At 39.3% G+C, this 21502-nt stretch carries 14 protein-coding genes; all 14 read left to right on the plus strand.

Annotated elements, in window-relative coordinates:
• The first annotated feature begins 106 nt into the window (after nucleotides 1-106).
• The 14 genes from PHO71_RS08995 (at nucleotide 107) to PHO71_RS09060 (ending at nucleotide 20823) form a co-directional block, all read left to right on the plus strand.
• Nucleotides 107-1315 (plus strand): AGE family epimerase/isomerase, encoded by a 1209-nt coding sequence (locus PHO71_RS08995; RefSeq protein ID WP_300201959.1) that lies wholly within the window; start codon nucleotides 107-109, stop codon nucleotides 1313-1315.
• Nucleotides 1309-2556 (plus strand): alpha amylase family protein, encoded by a 1248-nt coding sequence (locus tag PHO71_RS09000; protein ID WP_300201962.1) that lies wholly within the window; start codon nucleotides 1309-1311, stop codon nucleotides 2554-2556. Before PHO71_RS08995 ends, PHO71_RS09000 begins: the two co-directional genes overlap by 7 nt.
• Before the next feature lie 50 nt (nucleotides 2557-2606).
• Nucleotides 2607-5726 (plus strand): TonB-dependent receptor, encoded by a 3120-nt coding sequence (locus tag PHO71_RS09005; protein WP_300201965.1) that lies wholly within the window; start codon nucleotides 2607-2609, stop codon nucleotides 5724-5726.
• A gap of 18 nt (nucleotides 5727-5744) precedes the next feature.
• Nucleotides 5745-7439, plus strand: a complete 1695-nt coding sequence (locus PHO71_RS09010) for a RagB/SusD family nutrient uptake outer membrane protein (RefSeq protein ID WP_300201968.1) — start codon at nucleotides 5745-5747, stop codon at nucleotides 7437-7439.
• A gap of 27 nt (nucleotides 7440-7466) precedes the next feature.
• Nucleotides 7467-7910, plus strand: a complete 444-nt coding sequence (locus PHO71_RS09015; RefSeq protein ID WP_300201971.1) for a hypothetical protein — start codon at nucleotides 7467-7469, stop codon at nucleotides 7908-7910.
• Between the two features lie 27 nt (nucleotides 7911-7937).
• Complete coding sequence (locus PHO71_RS09020) at nucleotides 7938-9401, plus strand: DUF5018 domain-containing protein (RefSeq protein WP_300201974.1); 1464 nt, start codon at nucleotides 7938-7940, stop codon at nucleotides 9399-9401.
• Nucleotides 9402-9587: 186 nt separating this feature from the next.
• Entirely contained in the window at nucleotides 9588-10883 is a 1296-nt protein-coding gene (locus PHO71_RS09025) for a family 10 glycosylhydrolase (protein WP_300201976.1), read from the plus strand.
• Nucleotides 10883-12853, plus strand: coding sequence for a glycoside hydrolase family 97 protein (locus tag PHO71_RS09030; protein ID WP_367279891.1), 1971 nt, complete (start codon nucleotides 10883-10885; stop codon nucleotides 12851-12853). Before PHO71_RS09025 ends, PHO71_RS09030 begins: the two co-directional genes overlap by 1 nt.
• Nucleotides 12854-12866: 13 nt before the next feature.
• Nucleotides 12867-14255: an SGNH/GDSL hydrolase family protein gene (locus PHO71_RS09035; protein WP_300201982.1), complete on the plus strand. Its 1389-nt coding sequence runs from the start codon at nucleotides 12867-12869 to the stop codon at nucleotides 14253-14255.
• Nucleotides 14252-15724 carry a calcineurin-like phosphoesterase family protein gene (locus PHO71_RS09040; protein ID WP_300201985.1) on the plus strand — a complete coding sequence of 491 codons (1473 nt, stop codon included), beginning with the start codon at nucleotides 14252-14254 and terminating at the stop codon, nucleotides 15722-15724. Before PHO71_RS09035 ends, PHO71_RS09040 begins: the two co-directional genes overlap by 4 nt.
• Nucleotides 15725-15768: 44 nt before the next feature.
• Nucleotides 15769-17220, plus strand: a complete 1452-nt coding sequence (locus PHO71_RS09045; protein WP_300201987.1) for a calcineurin-like phosphoesterase family protein — start codon at nucleotides 15769-15771, stop codon at nucleotides 17218-17220.
• Between the two features lie 2 nt (nucleotides 17221-17222).
• On the plus strand, nucleotides 17223-18623 hold the full coding sequence (locus PHO71_RS09050) for a DUF5009 domain-containing protein (protein WP_300201989.1): 1401 nt from the start codon (nucleotides 17223-17225) through the stop codon (nucleotides 18621-18623).
• 20 nt (nucleotides 18624-18643) lie between these two features.
• Entirely contained in the window at nucleotides 18644-19720 is a 1077-nt protein-coding gene (locus PHO71_RS09055; protein ID WP_300201992.1) for an SGNH/GDSL hydrolase family protein, read from the plus strand.
• Nucleotides 19721-19725: 5 nt separating this feature from the next.
• A complete protein-coding gene (locus PHO71_RS09060) occupies nucleotides 19726-20823 on the plus strand; it encodes an SGNH/GDSL hydrolase family protein (protein WP_300201994.1) in 1098 nt (365 codons plus the stop codon).
• Nucleotides 20824-21502 lie beyond the last annotated feature (679 nt).

Below are 21502 nucleotides of genomic sequence, written 5' to 3' on the forward strand. Positions count from 1 at the left end.
ACAACTGAGAAGTATAGAAAAGTCACAGGTCATTTTGGTATAGCCATTCAAAAAACATTTCCTTACCTGCCGTACCCCTATACCTATCTATAATAAAAACAACACTATGGATTTTAAGAAATTAGCAAATCAATACCAGGATGAACTGCTGGATAACATCCTTCCATTCTGGCTCAAAAACTCTCAAGATCATCAGTTCGGCGGCTATTTCACCTGTCTGGACCGTGAAGGGAATGTCTTCGATACAGACAAATTCATCTGGCTCCAAGGCCGCCAAGTCTGGATGTACTCCATGCTCTACAACAAAGTAGAAAAACGTCAGGAATGGCTCGACTGCGCCATCCAAGGCGGTGAATTTCTAAAGAAATACGGACATGATGGGAATTACAACTGGTACTTCTCCCTCGACCGTTCGGGTAGCCCCCTGGTAGAACCCTACAACATCTTCTCGTATACCTTCGCCACCATGGCCTTCGGGCAACTGAGTCTGGCAACGGGAAATCAGGAATATGCTGATATCGCAAAGAAGACATTCGAGATTATTCTCTCCAAGGTGGATAATCCGAAAGGAAAATGGAACAAACTCCATCCGGGAACCCGCAACCTGAAAAACTTCGCTTTACCGATGATTCTCTGTAATCTGGCTCTGGAGATTGAACATTTGCTGGATGAAGACTATCTTCAACAAACCATGGAAACCTGCATCCACGAAGTAATGGACATATTCTACCGTCCCGAACTGGGAGGCATCATAGTAGAGAATGTAAATGCGGACGGCAGCCTTGCAGATTGTTTCGAAGGTCGTCAGCTCACCCCCGGCCATGCCATAGAAGCCATGTGGTTCATCATGGACCTTGGCAAACGTTTGAATCGTCCTGAGCTGATTGAAAAGGCGAAAAATGTCACTCTTACCATGCTCAATTACGGCTGGGATAAAGAATACGGAGGCATCTACTACTTCATGGACCGCAAAGGCTGTCCCCCCCAACAATTGGAATGGGACCAGAAACTCTGGTGGGTACATATAGAAACACTAATCTCCCTATTGAAAGGATATCAACTGACCGGAGATAAACACTGCCTGGAATGGTTTGAGAAAGTACACGATTATACATGGAGCCATTTTAAAGATCCGGATTATCCCGAATGGTTCGGTTACCTGAATCGAAGAGGGGAAGTGTTGTTACCGCTCAAAGGGGGAAAGTGGAAGGGATGTTTCCATGTGCCAAGGGGGTTGTACCAGTGCTGGAAGACACTGGAAAAATTGGAGAAAGAAGAAGTCATAGAAACCTGTATAAATCTTGAACAATGCTAAAGAAAAGATATCATATTGTTTTTCTGTTGGTATTTCTAACAATCTGTCCTTTCACAGAGATTATATGCCAAGAAAAGCCCAAATACCTCTGGTTTGATGCAGAAGCCAACTTTGAACGTTTTGCTTCTAGAGATTCTATCTCTTACTATTTAGAGAAAGCCAAATCTGTTGGATTCAATCAAGTAGTAGTGGATGTAAAACCAATATACGGAGAAGTTTTATACAAAAGTAAAATTCTTACTCCACTTACCACTGTCAATGGTAAAGTCATTCACAGAGATTGGGATTACCTGCAATATTTTGTAGATGAGGCTCATCGTCTTGGATTGAAAGTAACCGTTTCTACAGCTATGTTTCCATCGGGACATCCCGGAACAGGTGAAGGATTGGTCTATAAAGATAACCGTTGGGACGGAAAAACGTGTTTGGAGTATATGCCAAACGGACAAATGCTTGATATCAGAGATGACAAACAGAAAGTTGGTGCTTTTCTGAATCCTGTTCGTAAAGATGTACGTAAGTTTGCTTTGAGTATCGTTCGTGAAATAGTAAAAAAATACGATGTAGATGCTTATGCATTGGATTATTGTAGATATCCCTCTGATGACAGTGATTTTTCAAAAGAAACGCGTAACGCTTTCGAACGATATCTAGGCAAAAAGGTTAAGAACTTTCCCGAAGATGTATATACTTGGAACGCGGATGGAACAAAAAATCCCGGTATCTACTATAAAGAATGGTGGGCGTTCCGTTCTCATGTAATATCCAGTTTTGTCAAAGATGTGCGTGATAACATTGATACAATTAATGATAAGGTAGAGTTGGAGTATTGGGCCGCCTCCTGGATTCACGCGATTTATGGACAAGGACAAAATTGGGCAAGTCCTAAGTCTGACTTTTCACTCAATTATCCATGGGGATCAAAAGCTTATAATGAAACAGGCTTTGCACCATACCTGGATACGTTCTTATGTGGAACCTATTTAGAAAGAATTTATGGAATGGATGATCCTGAATCCATAGAATATGGAATAGCTCGCGCACAAAAGCTAATTGGCGATGACTGTAGTGTATTTGGAACCATTTATGCCTTAAATCATAAAACAAATATAGCTGACGCAGTCAGCATCTGTCTCGAAAAATCAGAAGGTTTAATGGTCTTTGATATCGTGCAAGTAATAGAAATGAACTTGTGGGATGGAATAAAAGAAGGCATTAAACGTGCTGAAACACAACAATAAGAAAGACAAATAAAATAATCATTTTTGTTTTATTAATACTTATATTTAATATGAAAAAACAAATCACATGGAGTATAAGGCTTATAGCCTTATTGATCTGTTCATTTTCAGCTCTAGGCATTCAGGCACAGAAAGCCACAAATGTGAAAGGAACAGTGTATGACTCTAACAAAGAACCGTTAATTGGTGCTAATGTTAGTCTAAAAGGAAACTCGTCCAATGGTACTATTACCGATATTGACGGACAATTTAATTTGAATGTGCCAAACTTGAATTCAACGCTAGTAATCTCCTTTATTGGATACCAGACACAAGAGGTTGCATTAGAGGGACGTTCGGAAATCAAAATTGTTTTGATTGATGATTCAAAGTCATTGGAAGAAGTAGTGGTCGTTGGATATGGTACTCAAAAACGAGGTCATCTGACCGGATCTGTTTCAACAGTAAGTTCAAAAGAACTATTGAGAGCACCCATGCAAAATGTATCAAACTTGCTTACAGGAAAAGTTTCCGGATTAACCAGTATCCAATCTTCTGGTAAACCGGGTGCAGATGGAACAGCTCTTTATGTACGCGGTATGAATGCGTTTAGTGATAATGCCCCGATGGTCATTGTAGATGGAGTAGCTCGTCCCATAGACTATGTGAATCCGAATGATATTGAAAGCATTTCAGTTTTGAAAGATGCTGCGGCTACTATCTACGGTGTTCAGGGAGCCAATGGAGTTATCTTGATCACTACAAAATCCGGTGGTGATGGACCGGCTAAAATTGCGTATGATGCTTCCTTCACTATGACTCAAAACACAGCGATGCCTAAATTTCTGAATGCGAGAGATTATATGTACTGGCATAACAAAGCTCGTGAAATGGATGGTCTGACACCACTCTGGACAGCAGATATTCAAAACAAAGTGTTAAGTAATGATCCTAACAGCATTTGGGGAGAAACAGACTGGTTGGACAAAGTTTTTCAAACAGGTATGATGCAACAACATAATATTTCAGCATCAGGTGGTACTGAAAAAACGAAGTATTTTGCCAGCCTCGGTTATATGGATCAGGAAGGCACTTTGAAAAACACAAGTTTTACTCGTTACAATGTACGTGCAAATTTAGATATTCAGGTAGCTAAAAACCTTAAATTCACAACAAATATATCCGGATATCGTCTGGATAGAGACTGGCCTGGTACAGCTATTGGTAATCAAGCGGAGTTCGATCCTGTAAGACAGGCGATTAACTCTGTGCCGGTTATTAAATCAGAATATAATGGATTGCCTACAGCATGGATGGGAAGCACCTATTATGTAAATGGTTATGCAGCTTTGACGGAATCTGGATACAAACGCCAAACGCGTTGGGTATTGGATTCTAATTACAAATTGGAATATGACTTTTCTGGTTTGACCGATGTATTAAAAGGATTAAAAGCATCCGTATTTGCTGCCTATAATTATAGTAATTCTACAGATTCTGGTTATGACCGTTATTATCAGTTGTATTATGTCAATAAAACATTTGATGAAGGAGTAGCTGGTGCCAGTGGATTTTCGAAGGGGGGAGGATATACAAAATCTGCCTCTTGGGGAGATACTTGGTTATTCCGTCCACAAATAGATTATTCCCGCGATTTCGCTTTACATCATGTAAGTGCCTTGTTCTTTTATGAAGCACAGAAGAATTCAACCAATACCATGACTGGAACAAAGTTAGGATACTATAGTGATGATCCGGTTGATTTGACTTTGGGTACAACATTCCCTGAAACTCCCGTAACTGGATCTCATACGTATACAGGACAGGCTTCATGGGCAGGTCGTCTGAATTATGCGTATAATCAAAAATATTTGGCTGAATTTGCTTTCCGTTATGACGGGTCATACGTATTTGCTCCGGAAAACCGTTGGGGATTTTTTCCTTCTGTCGCCGTCGGTTGGATAATGTCAGAGGAGAATTTCTTTAAGAAAGCTCTTCCATTTGTAGATTACTTAAAGCTCCGTGCAAGTTATGGTGAGTCTGGTAATGATAATGTAACCCCTTATTTGTATAACTCTACATTTGCGGTCGCTAATAATAGCATGGTTTTAGGAAATACTGCTATGGCTCAGTTCTATTCTAAGAATGCATATATCTACCGTAACTTAACATGGTCCACTACTCATAGTTATAATCTAGGTTTAGAGTTCAATGTTTTAAATCAGAAATTAGCTGTCGAATTTGATGTATTCTATCAATTGACAGAGGATATTTTGGAAAGTAAGAGTGGTAGCTATCCAACCTCATTGGGAGGTTATTATCCAAGTTATCAAAATTCCGGAAAGGTTGATAACAGAGGCTTCGAGCTTACATTAAGACACAATAACCGTATCAACAAAGATTGGAATTATAAATTGATGGGTAATGTTTCTTTTGCTCGCAATCGTGTACTGGAAAAAGCTGTAACAGACAATTATCCCAATTATCGTGGAGTTTTGGGACAATCAATGAACGCACGTTATGGTTATCAGGCACTGGGATTTTTCCAGAGTAAAGAAGAACTGGAAAACTATCCGGCCGCTCCTTCAGGAACCACTAATCTGGGTGATTTGAAATACCGTGATGTAAACGGTGATGGTATTATTAATCAGCAATATGACTATGTGAAGATTGGTTATGGTGGTGTACCGGAAATCAACTTTGCGTTGAATATGGAAATTAACTATAAAAATTTCTATGTAAATATGTTATGGCAAGGAGTGACACATAGCGACTATGAGTTATCGGGAGTATATGATACAGGAGTAACAGCTGCCACATCTTATACAAGTCCGTTTGGCACAAGTGGTAACTCACCTTACTATCTCATTGAAGGTGCATGGACACCGGAAAATACAAATGCCAAATATCCCCGCTTATCAACCATTCCTAATGGAAACAATGCATGGCGTTCGTCCTGGTGGGTAGTCAATGGTGAATATCTGCGATTGAAAAATATGAATATTGGATATTACTTGCCTGAATATTTATTGAAAAAGACTCCATTTACTCGTGTAAACATCTATTTGGCAGGTACCAACTTGCTCACATTGAGTCACTTCAAATATGTCGATCCTGAAAGCCCTTCGGTAAGTAATGGATACTACCCACAACAGAGGACTTTTAGTTTAGGTCTTAACGTAACATTCTAATGTAAGGAGGAGATAAAAATGAAAAAAAGAATATTTAAGACTTTAATGGGCGCTGTAGCTCTAAGTTTTGGAATAACTTCGTGTGACGTATTAGATTTGAATGATACGACAGTACTATCCGATCTGGCTGTTTGGAATACAGAAAGTGCCGCAGAGATGTATATTACTGCTGCATATAAGACGTTTACTGATGTATCACAAGTAGCCAATAGCCGTTCGGTATTTTATGATAGTTATTCTGATTTGATGAAATCAACCGCATGGGATGTGTATAATCATCATTATAACAAAGCTTTATTACAAGGAAGTTCTTTCTCTACAGGTAGTGCAGGTGCATTTGAGTGTTGGAGTGATGCATACGATCGCATTCGTCGCGCCAATGTATTGTTGGATGAAATCACACGATATGGTGCACCCAAATATGGAGAAGACTGGTGTGACATTCGCCGTGCCGAAGTACGTCTTTGCCGTGCCTTCTCATATTATCGTCTGATTCGTGTATACGGTGGTATAGTGCTTCGTACCGAAACCTCTGGTACCAATGGTGTAGATGATGGTTCTTATGAAGCCGATATTCATCGCAAACGTTTGACTGAAGCTGAAAGTTGGGATTTTGTCATTCAAGAATTGAAGTGGGCAGGTGAAAAACTACCTGATGTATGGCCGGGAACCTGGGAAGGACGAGCTACAAAGAAAACAGCTTATGGCCTACTTTCGAGAATGGCACTTTTTGCCGGACAATGGCAAGAGGCAATTGACGCTGCAGAAGAAGTGAGAAAATTAGGTGGAGATTTGGCTGATGATTACGCTAAAGTATTTCAGGTAGATGGTGGTCAAGACAATTCGAAAGAGATTTTATTTGCTTTGTATTATTTGAAGGGAAGTGTTACTCATAATTATGATCGTTACAACCGTCCCTTCGGTGATAATGAAGTGTACAATACTCAAGTGTACGCCGAGCATGTGCCAACGGCCGAACTTGCAGACCTTTATGAATTTAAAGATGGAACAACGTTTAATTGGAACACTTATGCGGAGAAATATTCAGATCCTTATGCAGACCGTGAACCCCGTTTTCAGGCAACTATTATGTATAACGGTTGCAAATGGGAAAGCAGAACTATCCAAACATATGTAGATGGAACTGATGGATTTGTGGCATTTACTCAAAGTGGTTCTACTAACGGACATACTTGTACAGGTTATTATCTACGTAAATATCTGCAAGAAAATAACAGTACTTTCATTAATGATCATAGTTGGCAGTATGACGCCGTTCTTCGGTATGCAGAAGTTTTATTAAATAAAGCGGAAGCTTATGCACAACTGGATTATAATAAATATAAGACTGAAGCCCTCGATGCATTAAATAAGGTAAGAAATCGTGTTGATTTACCAAGCAAAACAGCAACAGATGCTCCCGATAAAGATTCATTTATGACATTATTACGCAAAGAACGTTGTGTGGAGTTAGCAGGTGAAGGTTTCCGCTATTGGGATTTACGTCGTTGGAAACTAGCTGGAAATGTAATTAATGGAAAGAATGCCCATGGTGTGAAAATAAAAAAATCGACCGATAATACTTATACATATGAAAAAGTAGAGTGTGATGGAGGATCTTCTCGTATATTCCTTGAAAAATACTATTATTTCTCTTTGCCCACTGCGGAAACTGCAAATAATAAACTCTGTGAAAATAATCCTTATTGGTAATTAATAAAAGACTAAAAGATATTCGATATGAAAGTTATAAATAAAATTGGAATATGGATGCTAAGCGTCTTTATGCTAACAACTTTGTTGCAAAGCTGTGCTAAAGCTGATGATGAATTTGTGCATAGAACGAACACTATCTCACAAATGATTTGCAAGGCTTCTCATAGTAGCGGTGAGTTTAGAGGAACAATCTATGAATATAACAAGAATGACGAGATTATGTCCGGTCAGTTTACTCAGGAGGATATTGAGGGTGGATACGGCTTGATTCTGTTTGCCATTCCTAAATCTTTAGAGAATGATGTTAACTTGACTAGTGTTTATCTGGTAGCGACAGTGACCTACGATGAGTTTATCACTCCTTCATTAACAGGCAAGCATGACATTTCAGGAGATGGAATTATTATCTCCGTGAAATCGGGTGTTGGTACAACTCGCCGATACCGTGTCAGAGGCTATTATGAATAATGAGAATCATATTTAATACACTGTAAGATGAAAATATTAAATTCAAAAACTATATTAGGAGCTGTTTTGGGCTGTGCCTTGTTCTTAGGATCTTGTGAAGAGAGCTTAAGTGAAAAATTGGGTCGTGAAGCTAAAATCATGATTTCCTTCAAGGTGACAGGTACCAATGGGACAGTATTCAACTCGACTATTGGTGAAAATGATGTCAAAATAAAAATTTCTCCTTATCTGGATGCCGCCGAAGAATTAAAGTCGGCCACACCGGTATTTTATCTCTCTAAAGGTGCTACAGTTAGCCCTGATCCTACAGTTCCTCAAAATTTTGCTCAGGAAGGTGGCGTAAAATACACTGTAGTATCTGAAGATAAATCTACAACGAGAGAATATACTGTCACTTGGACTGTTTCGGATAAATTACCCTATGGTTCAGGATTTAGTTATGCCGAAATAGGAGCTAAAAAGACATTCGTAGAGTTAGGATATCCGGGAGAAGTGAACAATTTCAATTTACCGGATAGCAAACAATATGGTGATTTACAAATGTATCATGCCTATTGTGGTAATTATATTGTATTGTTGTCACGAGCTTATGTAGCTGCAGGCAATTCGGAACTTGATCTTAAAGTCGTTGATAAAACAACTTTAGATGCTGCCGGCACTCTGAATTTAGGTTCTATTTCACCAGCGGACTTGAAAATGATTACTTCTGATTATAAAGGAAGATGTGTAGGTGCTGTCGTGACAGGTAATGAAACAGAGTTTTTCTATTGGTCTAAACCAACGGACGCTCCCAAATCTGTAGGTAAGATCGGGGTTAGTATGGCTCCATCTACCAGTGACCTCTCCAATAACTTCCAAGTAGCCGGAGATATTACGGGAAATGCTTGGATCACAGCACTTGCTCCACGTGACAAAGATGGTACACACTACCGTATAAAAGTATCCGGTGGACAGTTAGCTTCTGAATATTCTACAATTAAAACAGGTTATGCAAGTAATGACTGTAGCCAATTCCAGATGATTTCCCCGTTGGATGATTCTGATCAGCCTACTTACGTCGTAGGTGATGCGGAAGGTACGGCAAATGCAGCGAACAGTGTTCATTGTTATATCAATTCATATGCTGGCTCCACGTTAAATGTTATGCCTGCACTTTGGCAAAACACGTTGCAAACCTGGTGGGTAGGAACCGGATTCACTGTTGCTCGTGGTGGGGGTCGTGCTCCTGTAGTTTCTGCATTACCTATCAATGGTAAGAGTTATGTAGTCGTTACTAGTGGTACAGCTTGGTGGCACGCTGCTGCTGTGTTGAGTTCCGACCTGCAAACATTGGCACATGAGAATCTGAATATCGCTTATGGTATAAATAGAGGCTGGAGCTATGGCGCCTGGGTAGACTGGTATTGGGATGAAGAGAACGAAGAAGCCTACTTAGCAGTATGGTTTGGTCGTCTCGGGCTCTATACTTACAAAATGACTTGTTTTGAATAATACTTTGATGCTCATATGTATCAAACTATAAAATCTTGATTTTAGGCACGGATTACACGGAAAATACGCTTTTTCGTATACTTAAAAAAACGTGTAATCTGTGTAATTCCGTGTCTGAAAAGAATTAAGTTCAATTTGTAACCAATGTTTTCCTTTGCAATTAATAAATCAAATTAATCGAAAATCATGAAGAAATACTTTTTATTGCTTGCTTTAAGTTTCTTTGCCGTCGCTTGTAATACGGAAGAAAATAGCACAGACGTCAATGATGGAAAAGAGATCCCTTTGGAACCGGGTAATTCCGGTAACAAAACCAATAAGCCTAAAGCTATCTGGATTGATGCACATGCCAACTTTAGCCGTTTTGCAACGAAATCTGCTATCACTTCCTATATGGAGAAAATAAAAGATACAGGTTTCAATGAAATCTATTTGGATGTAAAGCCCGGTATCGGTTATGCGTTATACGATAGCGATATTTTACCTAAATTAGAGAAATGGGGAACGGAAACTGTTACCCGTGATTGGGATTACCTTGAGTTTTGGCTTGAAGAAGCAGAACGTCTCGACATTGATGTAATTGCTTCCATATCAGCAATGGGATTCGGTTACACTAAAGATAGAGAAGGAATTGTGTATGACGATTCCCGCTGGGATGGAAAGACTCAAATGGAAATGAAAAACGGCGATCCGAATAATCTCGTCGATATTCGTAATCAGACTGACGTAGATGCTGCCATGCTGAATCCATGTTTACCGGAAGTACAAACTTACGTTATTTCTATCATAGAAGAAATAGTAACCAAATATCCCAAGTTGAAAGGTTTCAGCTTAGACTACTGTCGTTGGTATGGTGGTAACTACGGTTTTAGTGATGCCACGATTCAAGCCTTTCAAACCTACAGCGGTGAAACTGTAACTACCAGAAATGATATAATTACCTCTACAGGAGGTGTCGGACGTTTGTATAACAAATGGATTGAATTCCGTTCAATGACCATCACCAATCTGATCACCAATATCAGTTCTAAAATTAAAGCTATTAATCCTGATATAGAACTCCATTTGTGGGCATCTGCCGATTGGGGGTCACGCTACAGTGTCGGACAAAACTGGGCCAGTAAATCATATTCTCCCGCTGCAAATTCCATTTATACGGCAAACTACAATAAAACAGGATTTGCAGATCAATTGGATGTATTTGTTTTAGGTGCTTATGCAGATGCAGTCTGGATTTCAGAAAATCCGGGGTCTGTTTGGTCTGTAGAAAACTTCGTCAATACCTATGGCAACTACACAAAAGGAGATTGTAAAGTATATGGTTCTATTCCGGCCTATTCATACGATAATAAAGCGACATCTGACGCAGTGTATTTGTGTATGAAAAATACAGATGGTCTGATGGTCTTTGAGATTTCTCATGTAATCAATAAAAATTCATGGTCTGCAATTAAGGAGGGCATTAATCGAGTAGAAAAATGATGAAAAGAACACTTACACTATTATGTATCTTGTGCACATGTGTGGTCATTCAAGCTAAAAACTACCTGGTCAATTCACCGGATGGAAAAATTAAAGTGACGGTAACGGCTGATAAACAGCTAAGCTGGAGCATTGATTACAACGGAGAGCAGATTTTGAACCCCAGTGTGATGCAAATGAATATTGAGGGACAATCAGTACAACCGGGAGTAAATCCTTCGGTGATAAAGGCTAAAACAATCAAAGTCGATTCGGAACAGACTGCTGTTGTTCCGACTAAACAGCGGATTATCAGAGATCAATATAATCAGCTGACTTTAACTTGCAAGGGTGGATATGCCGTAGTGTTCAGGGTATACAATAATGGAGCGGCTTATCGGTTTGAAACAACATTCAAATCCCCCCAAGTATATGTAAATAGTGAAACTGTTCAGCAAAACTGGATAGACGGTTGCAAAGCATACTGGCCTCGTGAGAAGAATCAGGAATATATCACTCATTGCGAAGCTATTTTCGATGAATTAAACCTGAACTCTCTAACCAAAGAAATGAAAGGATATCTTCCCATTTACCTTTCTACCCCCAAAGGAACGAAAGTGGTGATAATGGAGTCCGATCTTTTCGATTATCCCAACTTATTTCTGACGGGCGACCGGAACCGGACTCTTACGGGTGAATTTCCTCCCGTTGTATTAAAGAGTGAGTTGAAAAAAGGGGCAGATCGTGATGAAGTTCTCCTTGAGAAAGCTCCTTATATCGCTGCTACCCAAGGGACAAGAGCTTACCCTTGGCGAGTATTGATGATGAATGAAGACGATAAAGCGGTGGTGGAAAACAATTTGGTTTATCAATTAGCCTCTCCTTCTGTTACGAATGATACAGAATGGATAAAACCGGGTAAAATCTCTTGGGACTGGTGGAGCACTCTTAATGTATATGGAGTAGATTTTAAAGCCGGAGTAAATACCGATACCTATAAGTATTTCATTGATTTTGCTTCGAAATATGGTATTGAATATGTCCTTTTGGATGAAGGTTGGTCGGTAGGAACCTGGAATATCAAAGAGGCAATTCCCGAGTTGGATATACAAGAACTGGTACGTTACGGAAAAGAGAGAAATGTAGGCCTGGTATTATGGACTTTGTGGAATCCGCTCGATAAAGATCTGGAAGGTATTCTGGACGTATACGAGAAATGGGGAATCAAAGGCATCAAAGTCGATTTCATGCAACGCTCTGATCAATATATGGTTAATTTCTACGAAAGAGTAGGAAAAGCTGCTATGGATCGTAAATTATTAGTTGATTTTCATGGTTCCTTCAAACCTTCGGGATTACAGAAAAAGTATCCAAATGTAATGACTTTCGAAGGAGTTTTGGGAATGGAACATGACAAGGATTCCAGAGATATTAACCCGGTACACGACTTGATCCTTCCATTCACAAGAATGGCTGCCGGTCCGATGGATTATACTCCCGGTGCGGTAGGTAATGCAACTGCCGAAGATTTTTATATCAATTTTGTACATCCTATTAGTCTGGGAACACGAGCTCATCAAGCTGCGCTTTATGTTGTTTACGAAAGCCCATTGCAGATGTTGGCAGATTCTCCTTCCAGTTATTATGGAGCACCGGAGTTTGCTTCGTTCATCTCTCGTATACCAACCACTTGGGATGACACAAAAGCAATTACGGCAAAAATAGGAGAACAGCTAGTAATTGCCCGCAAGAATGGTAAGAATTGGTATCTAGGCGGACTGACGGATTGGAACGCACGTACAATTGAAGTCAGACTGGATTTCCTCGATGCTTCAAAGTATAAGATGGAAGTCTTCAAGGATGGAATAAATGCCAATGTCCATGCTTCTGATTTTAAAACAGAAGAAGTAACTGTATCGAAAGGAGAAACAATAAATATAACAATGGCTAAAGGTGGCGGTTGGGCTGCTATCCTGACACCTATTGAATAAAAAAGATATAGCAATGAAAAAAGTACTTTTTATTATCTATACTTTTTGCATCCTGCTATCTCCTGCAAACTCACAACAGATTCCGTCATTCAAATCGAATGACGGAGTCGTTTTTCTGGGGAATAGTATAACGGAAGGTGGACATTATCATTCTTATATATGGCTGTATTACATGACTCACTTTCCCAATCTGCCTATTCATATCTATAATGGAGGAATTGGAGGGGATTGCGTCAGCCATATGAATTTTCGTTTCGACTCCGACATCAAAGTCAAAAAGCCGACTTATTTGGTCTGCTCATTTGGCATGAACGACTCCGGATTTGACGGATATAATAAACCTGATTCCGAAAAATATGCCACCAAACAGGTAGAACGTACCCGTTCTGATTTTGAATCTTTACAGCAGCAAATACTCGCAGACAAAACTATAAAAAATGTAGTCCTTCTAGGTTCACCTCCTTATGACGAGAATGTGAAGCTAGAAGGAGTAGAACCACTCTGTGCGAAAAATGAAACAATTAAAAAGATTATCGGTATGCAGACAGACGCTGCCCACAAAAATAAATGGGGATTTGTCGATTTTAACTCTGTTATCTGCGATATCAATGACCGGATTCAGAAATCAGATTCTACTGCAACATTCTGTGGTGGAGACAGAATTCATCCTGACAAGAATGGGCATATGGTAATGGCCTATCTATTTTTGAAAGCACAAGGGCTTTCCGGAAAAGAAGTTGCTTATTTCCATATAAATGCAAACAGCAGAAAAGCATTAGAAGTGCGTAATTGCCGTATTTCTCACCTTAAACGGGAAAATGAAGTGTTTTCTTTCAATTATTTGTCTCGTTCGCTTCCATTCCCTATTGATACTATTCCACGCTGGGGTACTAAAGGTACGGCCCGCGACGCTATCAAGCAGATTCCATTCATGGAAGAAATGAATCAGGAAATAATGAAAGTTAGTGGATTGCAGGGACTTTTTCGGGTAAGTATAGACGATGTAGAAATTGGTAACTGGAGCGGCGATAAGCTGGAAAAGGGAATTAATTTGGCAGAAATCACTTTTACTCCCCAATATCAACAAAGCCTTTCTATCATGTACCTGAATGAAGAAAGATGTGCTATAGAGAAACGTTTACGTCAATATATGGCTATGCAATACGTTTTCTTCAAAAACAGAGGATTGCTTTTTGCCGATAATAAGGCTGCTATAGATGCTGCCAAAGCGGAACGTGAAAGTCATTATCTTGTGAAATACTTATATGCCAACTATACAGAAGCTATGTTTCCACAAATACGTGAAGCCTGGAAAGCTGAAATGAATCAGTTGATAAAGGAAATATATGAAATTAACAAACCGCTTACACGTCTGATAAAAATAGAAAGGATCGGAAAATGAAACAGAAACTAGTATTATTTTTATGTGTACTTCAATGGGGACTGTTTGTCTCCAATATACAAGCAGCAGTGAATCCTGTCTGTTATTACGGGCAAGTAGCATCTGCAGGTAAAGGCATAGCTAATGTACCTGTGACCGATGGAATACAAATTGTATTAACCGACAATCAGGGAAAATACTCCATGATAAGTACTTTTGAGGTGGAATATATTTATATCACTCTTCCTGACGGATATGAGGTACCAATGAAAGATAAAGTGCCGGCTTTCTTTCAGAAAGTTCCTGCTAAGGTATCAAAAAAAGTACGTATGGATTTTGAATTAATCCGGTCAAAAGAGGATAATAAGAAACACATATTGGTGGTATGGGCAGACCCACAAGTTTATTTTGACGAGGAAATGCCGCAAGTGCGTCAGGCTTCACAGGATGTTAAAGATTTATTGGCAACTAGTTATCCCGAATTACCTGCTTACGGAATGGTGTGCGGAGACATTATTGGCGATATCAATAAAAAGCCCGGCTATTTTTCACCAATAATTGATGCGATTTCGGAAACTGAGATTCCATTCTTCTATGTAATCGGAAATCATGATTTAGATTTGAATGTCCGTTCCAACGAATATGCCCGTACTACCTATAAATCTTATTTTGGCCCCACCTATTATTCATTCAACAGAGGAAATGTGCATTACGTTGTATTAGATGATATTTTCTTTCTTGCAAAAAGTTATCTATACGTAGGTTATCTGACCGAACAACAACTTCAATGGCTGGAACAAGACTTGAAGCAAGTAGCTCCGGGAAGTACGGTTGTAGTAGCTACACATATCCCGACCTATTCAAGAGAAGCTCGCAATAAAGAATGGGGCAAAGAATCGACCATGAAAGTAATGAATAACCGTTCCGCTCTTTACGAATTGCTTCAACCGTATAATGCACATATCATGTCGGGACACGAACACTACAATGAGAATTATGTGCTGGCAGACAATCTTTACGAACATGTACACGCTCCGTTATCCACATTGTTCTGGCAAGCACCTTGGGCTTGCGATGGAACTCCCGGAGGATATGCCGTCTATGAATTTGATGGTGGTGAAGTAATCTGGTATTATAAGAGTGTAGGAAAAGACAGAAGCTATCAGTTTGAACTTTATCCGGTAGGTGTCAGTCGTGATAAAAAAGACGCAATCGTAGCGAATGTCTGGAACTACGATTCAACCTGGAAAGTTAAGTGGTATGAAAATGGTATTGACAGAGGAGAAATGACCCGTTATTCCGGATATGATCCTGCAATTTATAATTACTGTGAGAAAAACAGTTCTACTTTCAAACATAAATATCTAGGAGCCGGTATTACTGAACACCTGTTCTATGCAGTTCCGCAAATAGAAAATTCCAATATTAAAGTAGAAGTAACTGATCATTGCGGGAAGATTTATACCCGTGAAATGAAACAATCTAAGTAAATAAATGGATCTGAATATTTTAAAAACCTATTAAAATATATATCATGAAAATGAATAGATTACAAATCTTTTTCATATTTTTAATTGGTATCTTCCTGGTATTCAATGTCCAGGGAGCCAATCCGGTCAAAATCCTCAAAGGTAAAGTAACTTGCGAGGGTAAAGGAATACAGGGAGTAATGGTCACCGACGGATATCGTTGTGTACAAACAGATGCTTCCGGGAAATATAGTATCCCGACTTTAGGAGAAAGCCGTTTTGTATATATATGCACACCGTCCGGCTATCTGACTGATAGAGAGGGCACGGTTCCTTCTTTTTATATTCCGGTAGATTACTCTAAAAAGCAGAACTATAATTTTGATTTAAATAAGAATCCTAAGGATGACACTTCTCATGTTTTTATAGTTCAGGCTGATATACAAGTGACTGCAAAAGAGGAATTGAAAATTTATCAGAATGTGGCGGACGATTGTAAACAACTTATTTCGTCTTATGCCCTCACCGATGTTTTCGGAATTGATTGCGGAGATATTGTCGGAGATCGTCCTGCTTTGTATCCTGATTATCTGGAACGGGTAAAGCAGTTGGATATCCCCATTTACCGGACAATGGGCAATCATGACATGAACTATGACGGACGCACCCATGAAACGTCTTGTAAAACATTTGAAGAACATTTTGGTCCTTCTTACTATTCATTCAATAAAGGAAATGCTCATTACGTGGTAGTAGACAATAACTTCTTTATCGGACGTGATTATTTCTACATGGGCTATCTGGATGAAAAAACATTTTCTTGGCTTGAACAAGACTTATCTTTTGTACCCGAAGGTTCACTTGTTTTCTTTATCATGCACATACCTTCCCGTCAGACAGAAAAACAAGAAGCATTTTTGTATAATTATGCCATGATCGGTGATCAGATGGTGAATGCCGGAGCACTTCATGAAATGTTGAAACCCTATAAGGCTCATCTCATCACCGGACATACTCATTATAATCTAAATGTGATATTCAACGACAATTTGATGGAGCACAATACAGCAGCTGTCTGTGGTACCTGGTGGAAAGCTGATATTTGTCTGGATGGAACTCCGCGTGGATATGGCGTGTATGAAGTAGATGGAAAGGATGTGAAGTGGTATTATAAAAGTTCCGGTTTCCCTAAAGAACATCAATTCCGTACTTATCCGGCAGGGTCGTCCAAAGAATATCCTTCAGATATAATAGCAAATGTATGGAATTGGGATAAGCTATGGAAAGTAGAATGGCTGGAAGACGGTAAACTTACGGGAAATATGACTAAATATACAGGTTTGGATCCATATGCCTCAGTTGTATGCGCCGATAAAGAAAAGATGGTTTACACTTGGATTGCCCCAAAAGCCACTCAACATCTGTTTCGTGCCACTCCTCAGAATAAGAATGCCCGGATTGAGATTAAAGTAACCGATCGTTTCGGCAAAGAGTATATACAAACTGTTTCAAAATAAAGATGGAAAAACGAGCCTATGCTTTAGATGCTCTCCGGGGATATGCTATTATCACAATGGTACTTTCGGCAACTGTGGCATGGAATACTTTACCCGGATGGATGTACCACGCTCAAACTCCTCCGCCCGAAAGAGCATTTGACGCAAGTTTGACAGGAATTACATGGGTGGATCTTGTTTTCCCCTTCTTTCTGTTTGCAATGGGAGCTGCCTTCCCTTTTTCAATAGGAAAAAGAATAGAGAAAGGAGTTTTCAAAGTACAATTAGTATATGAAGCCATCAAACGAGGAGTTCAGCTAACTTTCTTTGCCATTTTTATTCAGCATTTTTATCCACATATTTTAAGTGATCCTCAAGATATGCGTTCCTGGCTGTTGGCGATACTTTGCTTTGCCGTGTTGTTTCCAATGTTTATCCGTATTCCTCTTAAAATACCTGCATGGGCACATCTTTGTATTAAAATAACAGCTTATGGAATAGCTGTAATCATGATGGTGACTACCCGCTATGCACACGAAAGAGTCTTCGATGTGGGATTCAGCAATATTATCATATTATTACTGGCGAATATGGCTGTATTCGGTTCTATAATTTATATTTTTACGATACATCATCGGTGGATCAGGATCAGTGTAATCCCCATTCTGATGGCTATATTATTGAGCAGTCAGGCCGAAGGATCCTGGGCACAAGTAGTCTTTAGCTATACTCCACTACCTTGGGCTTACCATTTTGAATATTTGCAATATCTTTTCATTGTAATTCCGGGAAGCATAGCAGGCGAATATTTAAGGGAGTGGTTAAAGTCCGGTACGGTTTCTACTACAAATTCTGCAAATAATTGGAAAGCTATAGGAATGATTCTTTTGACATTAGCTTTAATTATTGTAAATTTGGCAGGACTTTACACACATACAACAATTCTGAATCTGATAGTAAATATCATTTTGCTGACAGGTGGATTCTTTTTGTTACGGAAAGGAACCGGTTTTATGGAACTGTGGAGGAAACTCTTTATAGCCGGAACCTTCCTTATCATACTCGGTCTGTGTTTTGAACCGTTTCAGGGAGGTATAAAAAAGGATCCGGCTACTTTCAGCTATTTGTTTCTTACTTCCGGTTTAGCTTTTATGGCATTATTGTTACTGAATATAGTATGTGACTATTTTCATTGTGTAAAAAGTACCCGATTTCTGGTTATGCCCGGACAGAATCCGATGATGGCATACGTGGTAGTTGATCTATTGGTGATGCCCATAGCTAACCTGACAGGAATAGCTTCGTTACTGGTTTATTTTAATTCCAACGCTTGGATGGGATTCTTGCGGGGAGTGATTCTGACAACGTTAGCAGTAGTAATAACTATGTTCTTTACCAGAATTAAATGTTTTTGGAGAACTTAAATTTGTAATACCATATCGACATGAAGAGAAGAATCTGCATTTTTGCAATGTTATTGATGATGTGCCATGCGTATACTCAGATCGTGTATCATGATGCCGCCCATTTCCCCTTATTAGGTAAAGCTGCCGAAGCAACTGGAACCCGGTACGAACGGTTCCCGGATTCTCTAAAGAATATTTCCCGTGCTCCCTTGTGGAGCTTAAGCCGTAATTCTGCCGGAATGGCGATCCGTTTTCGTAGCAACTCAACACAGATTGTGGCTAAATGGGAAACTCTTGGCAATAACCACATGAATCACATGACGGATGTGGGCGTAAAAGGACTCGATCTGTATTGCCTGCAAAAAGATGGCAAGTGGCGTTTTGTCAATAGCGGTCGTCCTACCGGTAAAACAACCCAAGCTACAATTATAGCCAATATGCAACCCGAAGAAAGAGAGTATATGCTCTATCTGCCTCTTTATGACGGACTAGTTTCGTTATCTATCGGAGTAGATTCGCTTTCAAGTATTACGCAACCCGCTGTAGATTCTCCGGTCCGGACAAAACCCGTTGCTTTTTACGGAACCAGTATCTTACAAGGTGGCTGTGCCAATCGACCTGGAATGGCACATACTAATATCATTTCACGAAGACTGAATCGAGAATGTATCAATCTCGGATTTAGTGGAAATGCTTTGCTTGATCTGGAAGTGGCGAAGATCATGGCGGAAGTGGACGCCAGTGTTTTTGTGCTGGATTTTGTGCCCAACGCTTCCGTTGAACAGATGCAGGAACGAATGGAAACATTCTATGAGATTATCCGTAAGAAACATCCCGATACACCTATTGTCTTTATTGAAGACCCAATTTTTACTCATTCCTTATTCGACCAACGGATTGCCCGTGAAGTACAGAGGAAGAATCAAACTTTGAATGAGATTTTTACCCTTCTGAAAAAGAAAGGAGAGAAGAATATATATCTGATACATTCTGATAAGATGTTGGGTGACGACGGGGAAGCGACAGTCGATGGCATTCATTTCACAGATTTGGGAATGATGCGGTATGCGGATTTAGTATGTCCTGTCATTCAGAAACTTATAAAAAAGAAGTAAGCTCAATGAGGAAAGTAATTTTTGCTGTTTTATCAGTTGCTTTTTGTATGCTCCAGGAAATGAGTGCACAAAGCAAAGTTTATCTGAAAGGAAATGACTCAAACGTCTCATACATCGGTCGTACGGAAATACAAGGAGACGGGTCTGTGTCATTTGACTGGACCGGAACTTATTTCCGTACCAAACTTTCGGGAGGGGAATTGTCTATCCGTCTTTCAGATACAGGGATCAATTACTATAATGTATTTGTGGATAGCCTTTTGCATCAGGTAGTAAAAGTATCCGGTAAAGATACATTGGTCAATTTTATATCCGGTATTGATAAGGGATTTCACCGTATTCTCATTCAGAAACGTACGGAAGGCGAATGGGGGCAAACGACTATTCACCAGTTTGTATTGCCTCAGGGAGGTCAGTTGAAGAGAGAAATGAATATTCCGCTCAGGCATATCGAGTTTATAGGTAACTCTCTGACTTGTGGCTTCGGAACGGAAGGTAAGGACCGCAGTGAGCCTTATAAAGCGGAAACAGAAAATTGTAATTTGTCTTACGCTGCTATTATATCCCGTTATTTTAATGCGGATTATACTTTCATTGCACATTCGGGGAGAGGAGTCGTGCGAAATTATGGAGATTCTGTGAGAGTATCGGCAGTAACAATGAAAGATCGAATGCTGAATACTTTTGATATTAACTTAGAGAAGAAGTGGGATTTTAAAGTATATAAGCCGGACTTGGTTGTTATTAATTTAGGAAGCAATGACTTTTCCACGGATCTGTATCCGTTGGAGGAAGAGTTTATTCGTGCGTATAAGTTATTAATCAGTAGATTACGGGATAATTATGGTGCTGTCCCGATTCTTTGTATCAGTCCTGCCATAGCGCAAAGGCAGATTATGGGATATATGGAACATTTGCGTCAGGATTTGAATGATCCGCATGTATATTTGTTTGTTTTTCCGGAAGGACTTTATAATAGTACGACTGATTTAGGTGCTGTGTGGCATCCTAATTACAAGGGTCAAACGAAAATGGCAATGTCATTGATACCGTATATCTCTACGATTATGGACTGGCCGTTAAAGGACTTATTTACAAAATAGAGTCTAAAAAATGGATTCAAAAGATGTATTAAAGTCACTCAAATGAAGTACTGGAGTTATCCGAATGATGTATTAGAGTTACTTGGAAGATGTACAAGGATTAGGCAAGCCAAGTACAAGAATTAGATAGATCTAGTACAAGTATCACTTAAAAGATGTACTTGAAAAACGGCAGTTGATTGGATAAAATCATACGGTTATGTTGTAACAACTATACGGTTAAGTTGTAGTAATTGTACGGTTATTTTTTATAGAATGACCGTACAGCTTCAGTAAAAGAAGCGGTTAGTTTGTCTAAAATCTATGGGAAGTTTGTTTTTGTTTATTCCAATGTTTTTTTCAATCATTGGGATATTTGAAAACAAACATTAGCGTCTTTTTCCCTAATAACCCTGGTTAATTTCATAATTGAAAATCATTTTGAGTCATTGTCATATTTTTCTATATCTCGCTATCATTCAGAATGATAAAATGCGTCATCTTTTTTAAGACCATTTTCCTTTGGTAAGTGTCTCCACGCTTACCAAAAAATTATATTCGAAAGTCATATAAAAAAGATGACGCAATGCAATGTGTTATATTTTAGAGGTTTATGCAAAAATATGACGATGACTAAAAATGGTTTTCAATTGCTAAAAGCACATGAAAACACTCTAAATATTGGAAAACACAGCCAAAA

Origin of the sequence: Bacteroides sp., from assembly GCF_028690125.1 — a bacterium.
GTDB lineage: Bacteria > Bacteroidota > Bacteroidia > Bacteroidales > Bacteroidaceae > Bacteroides.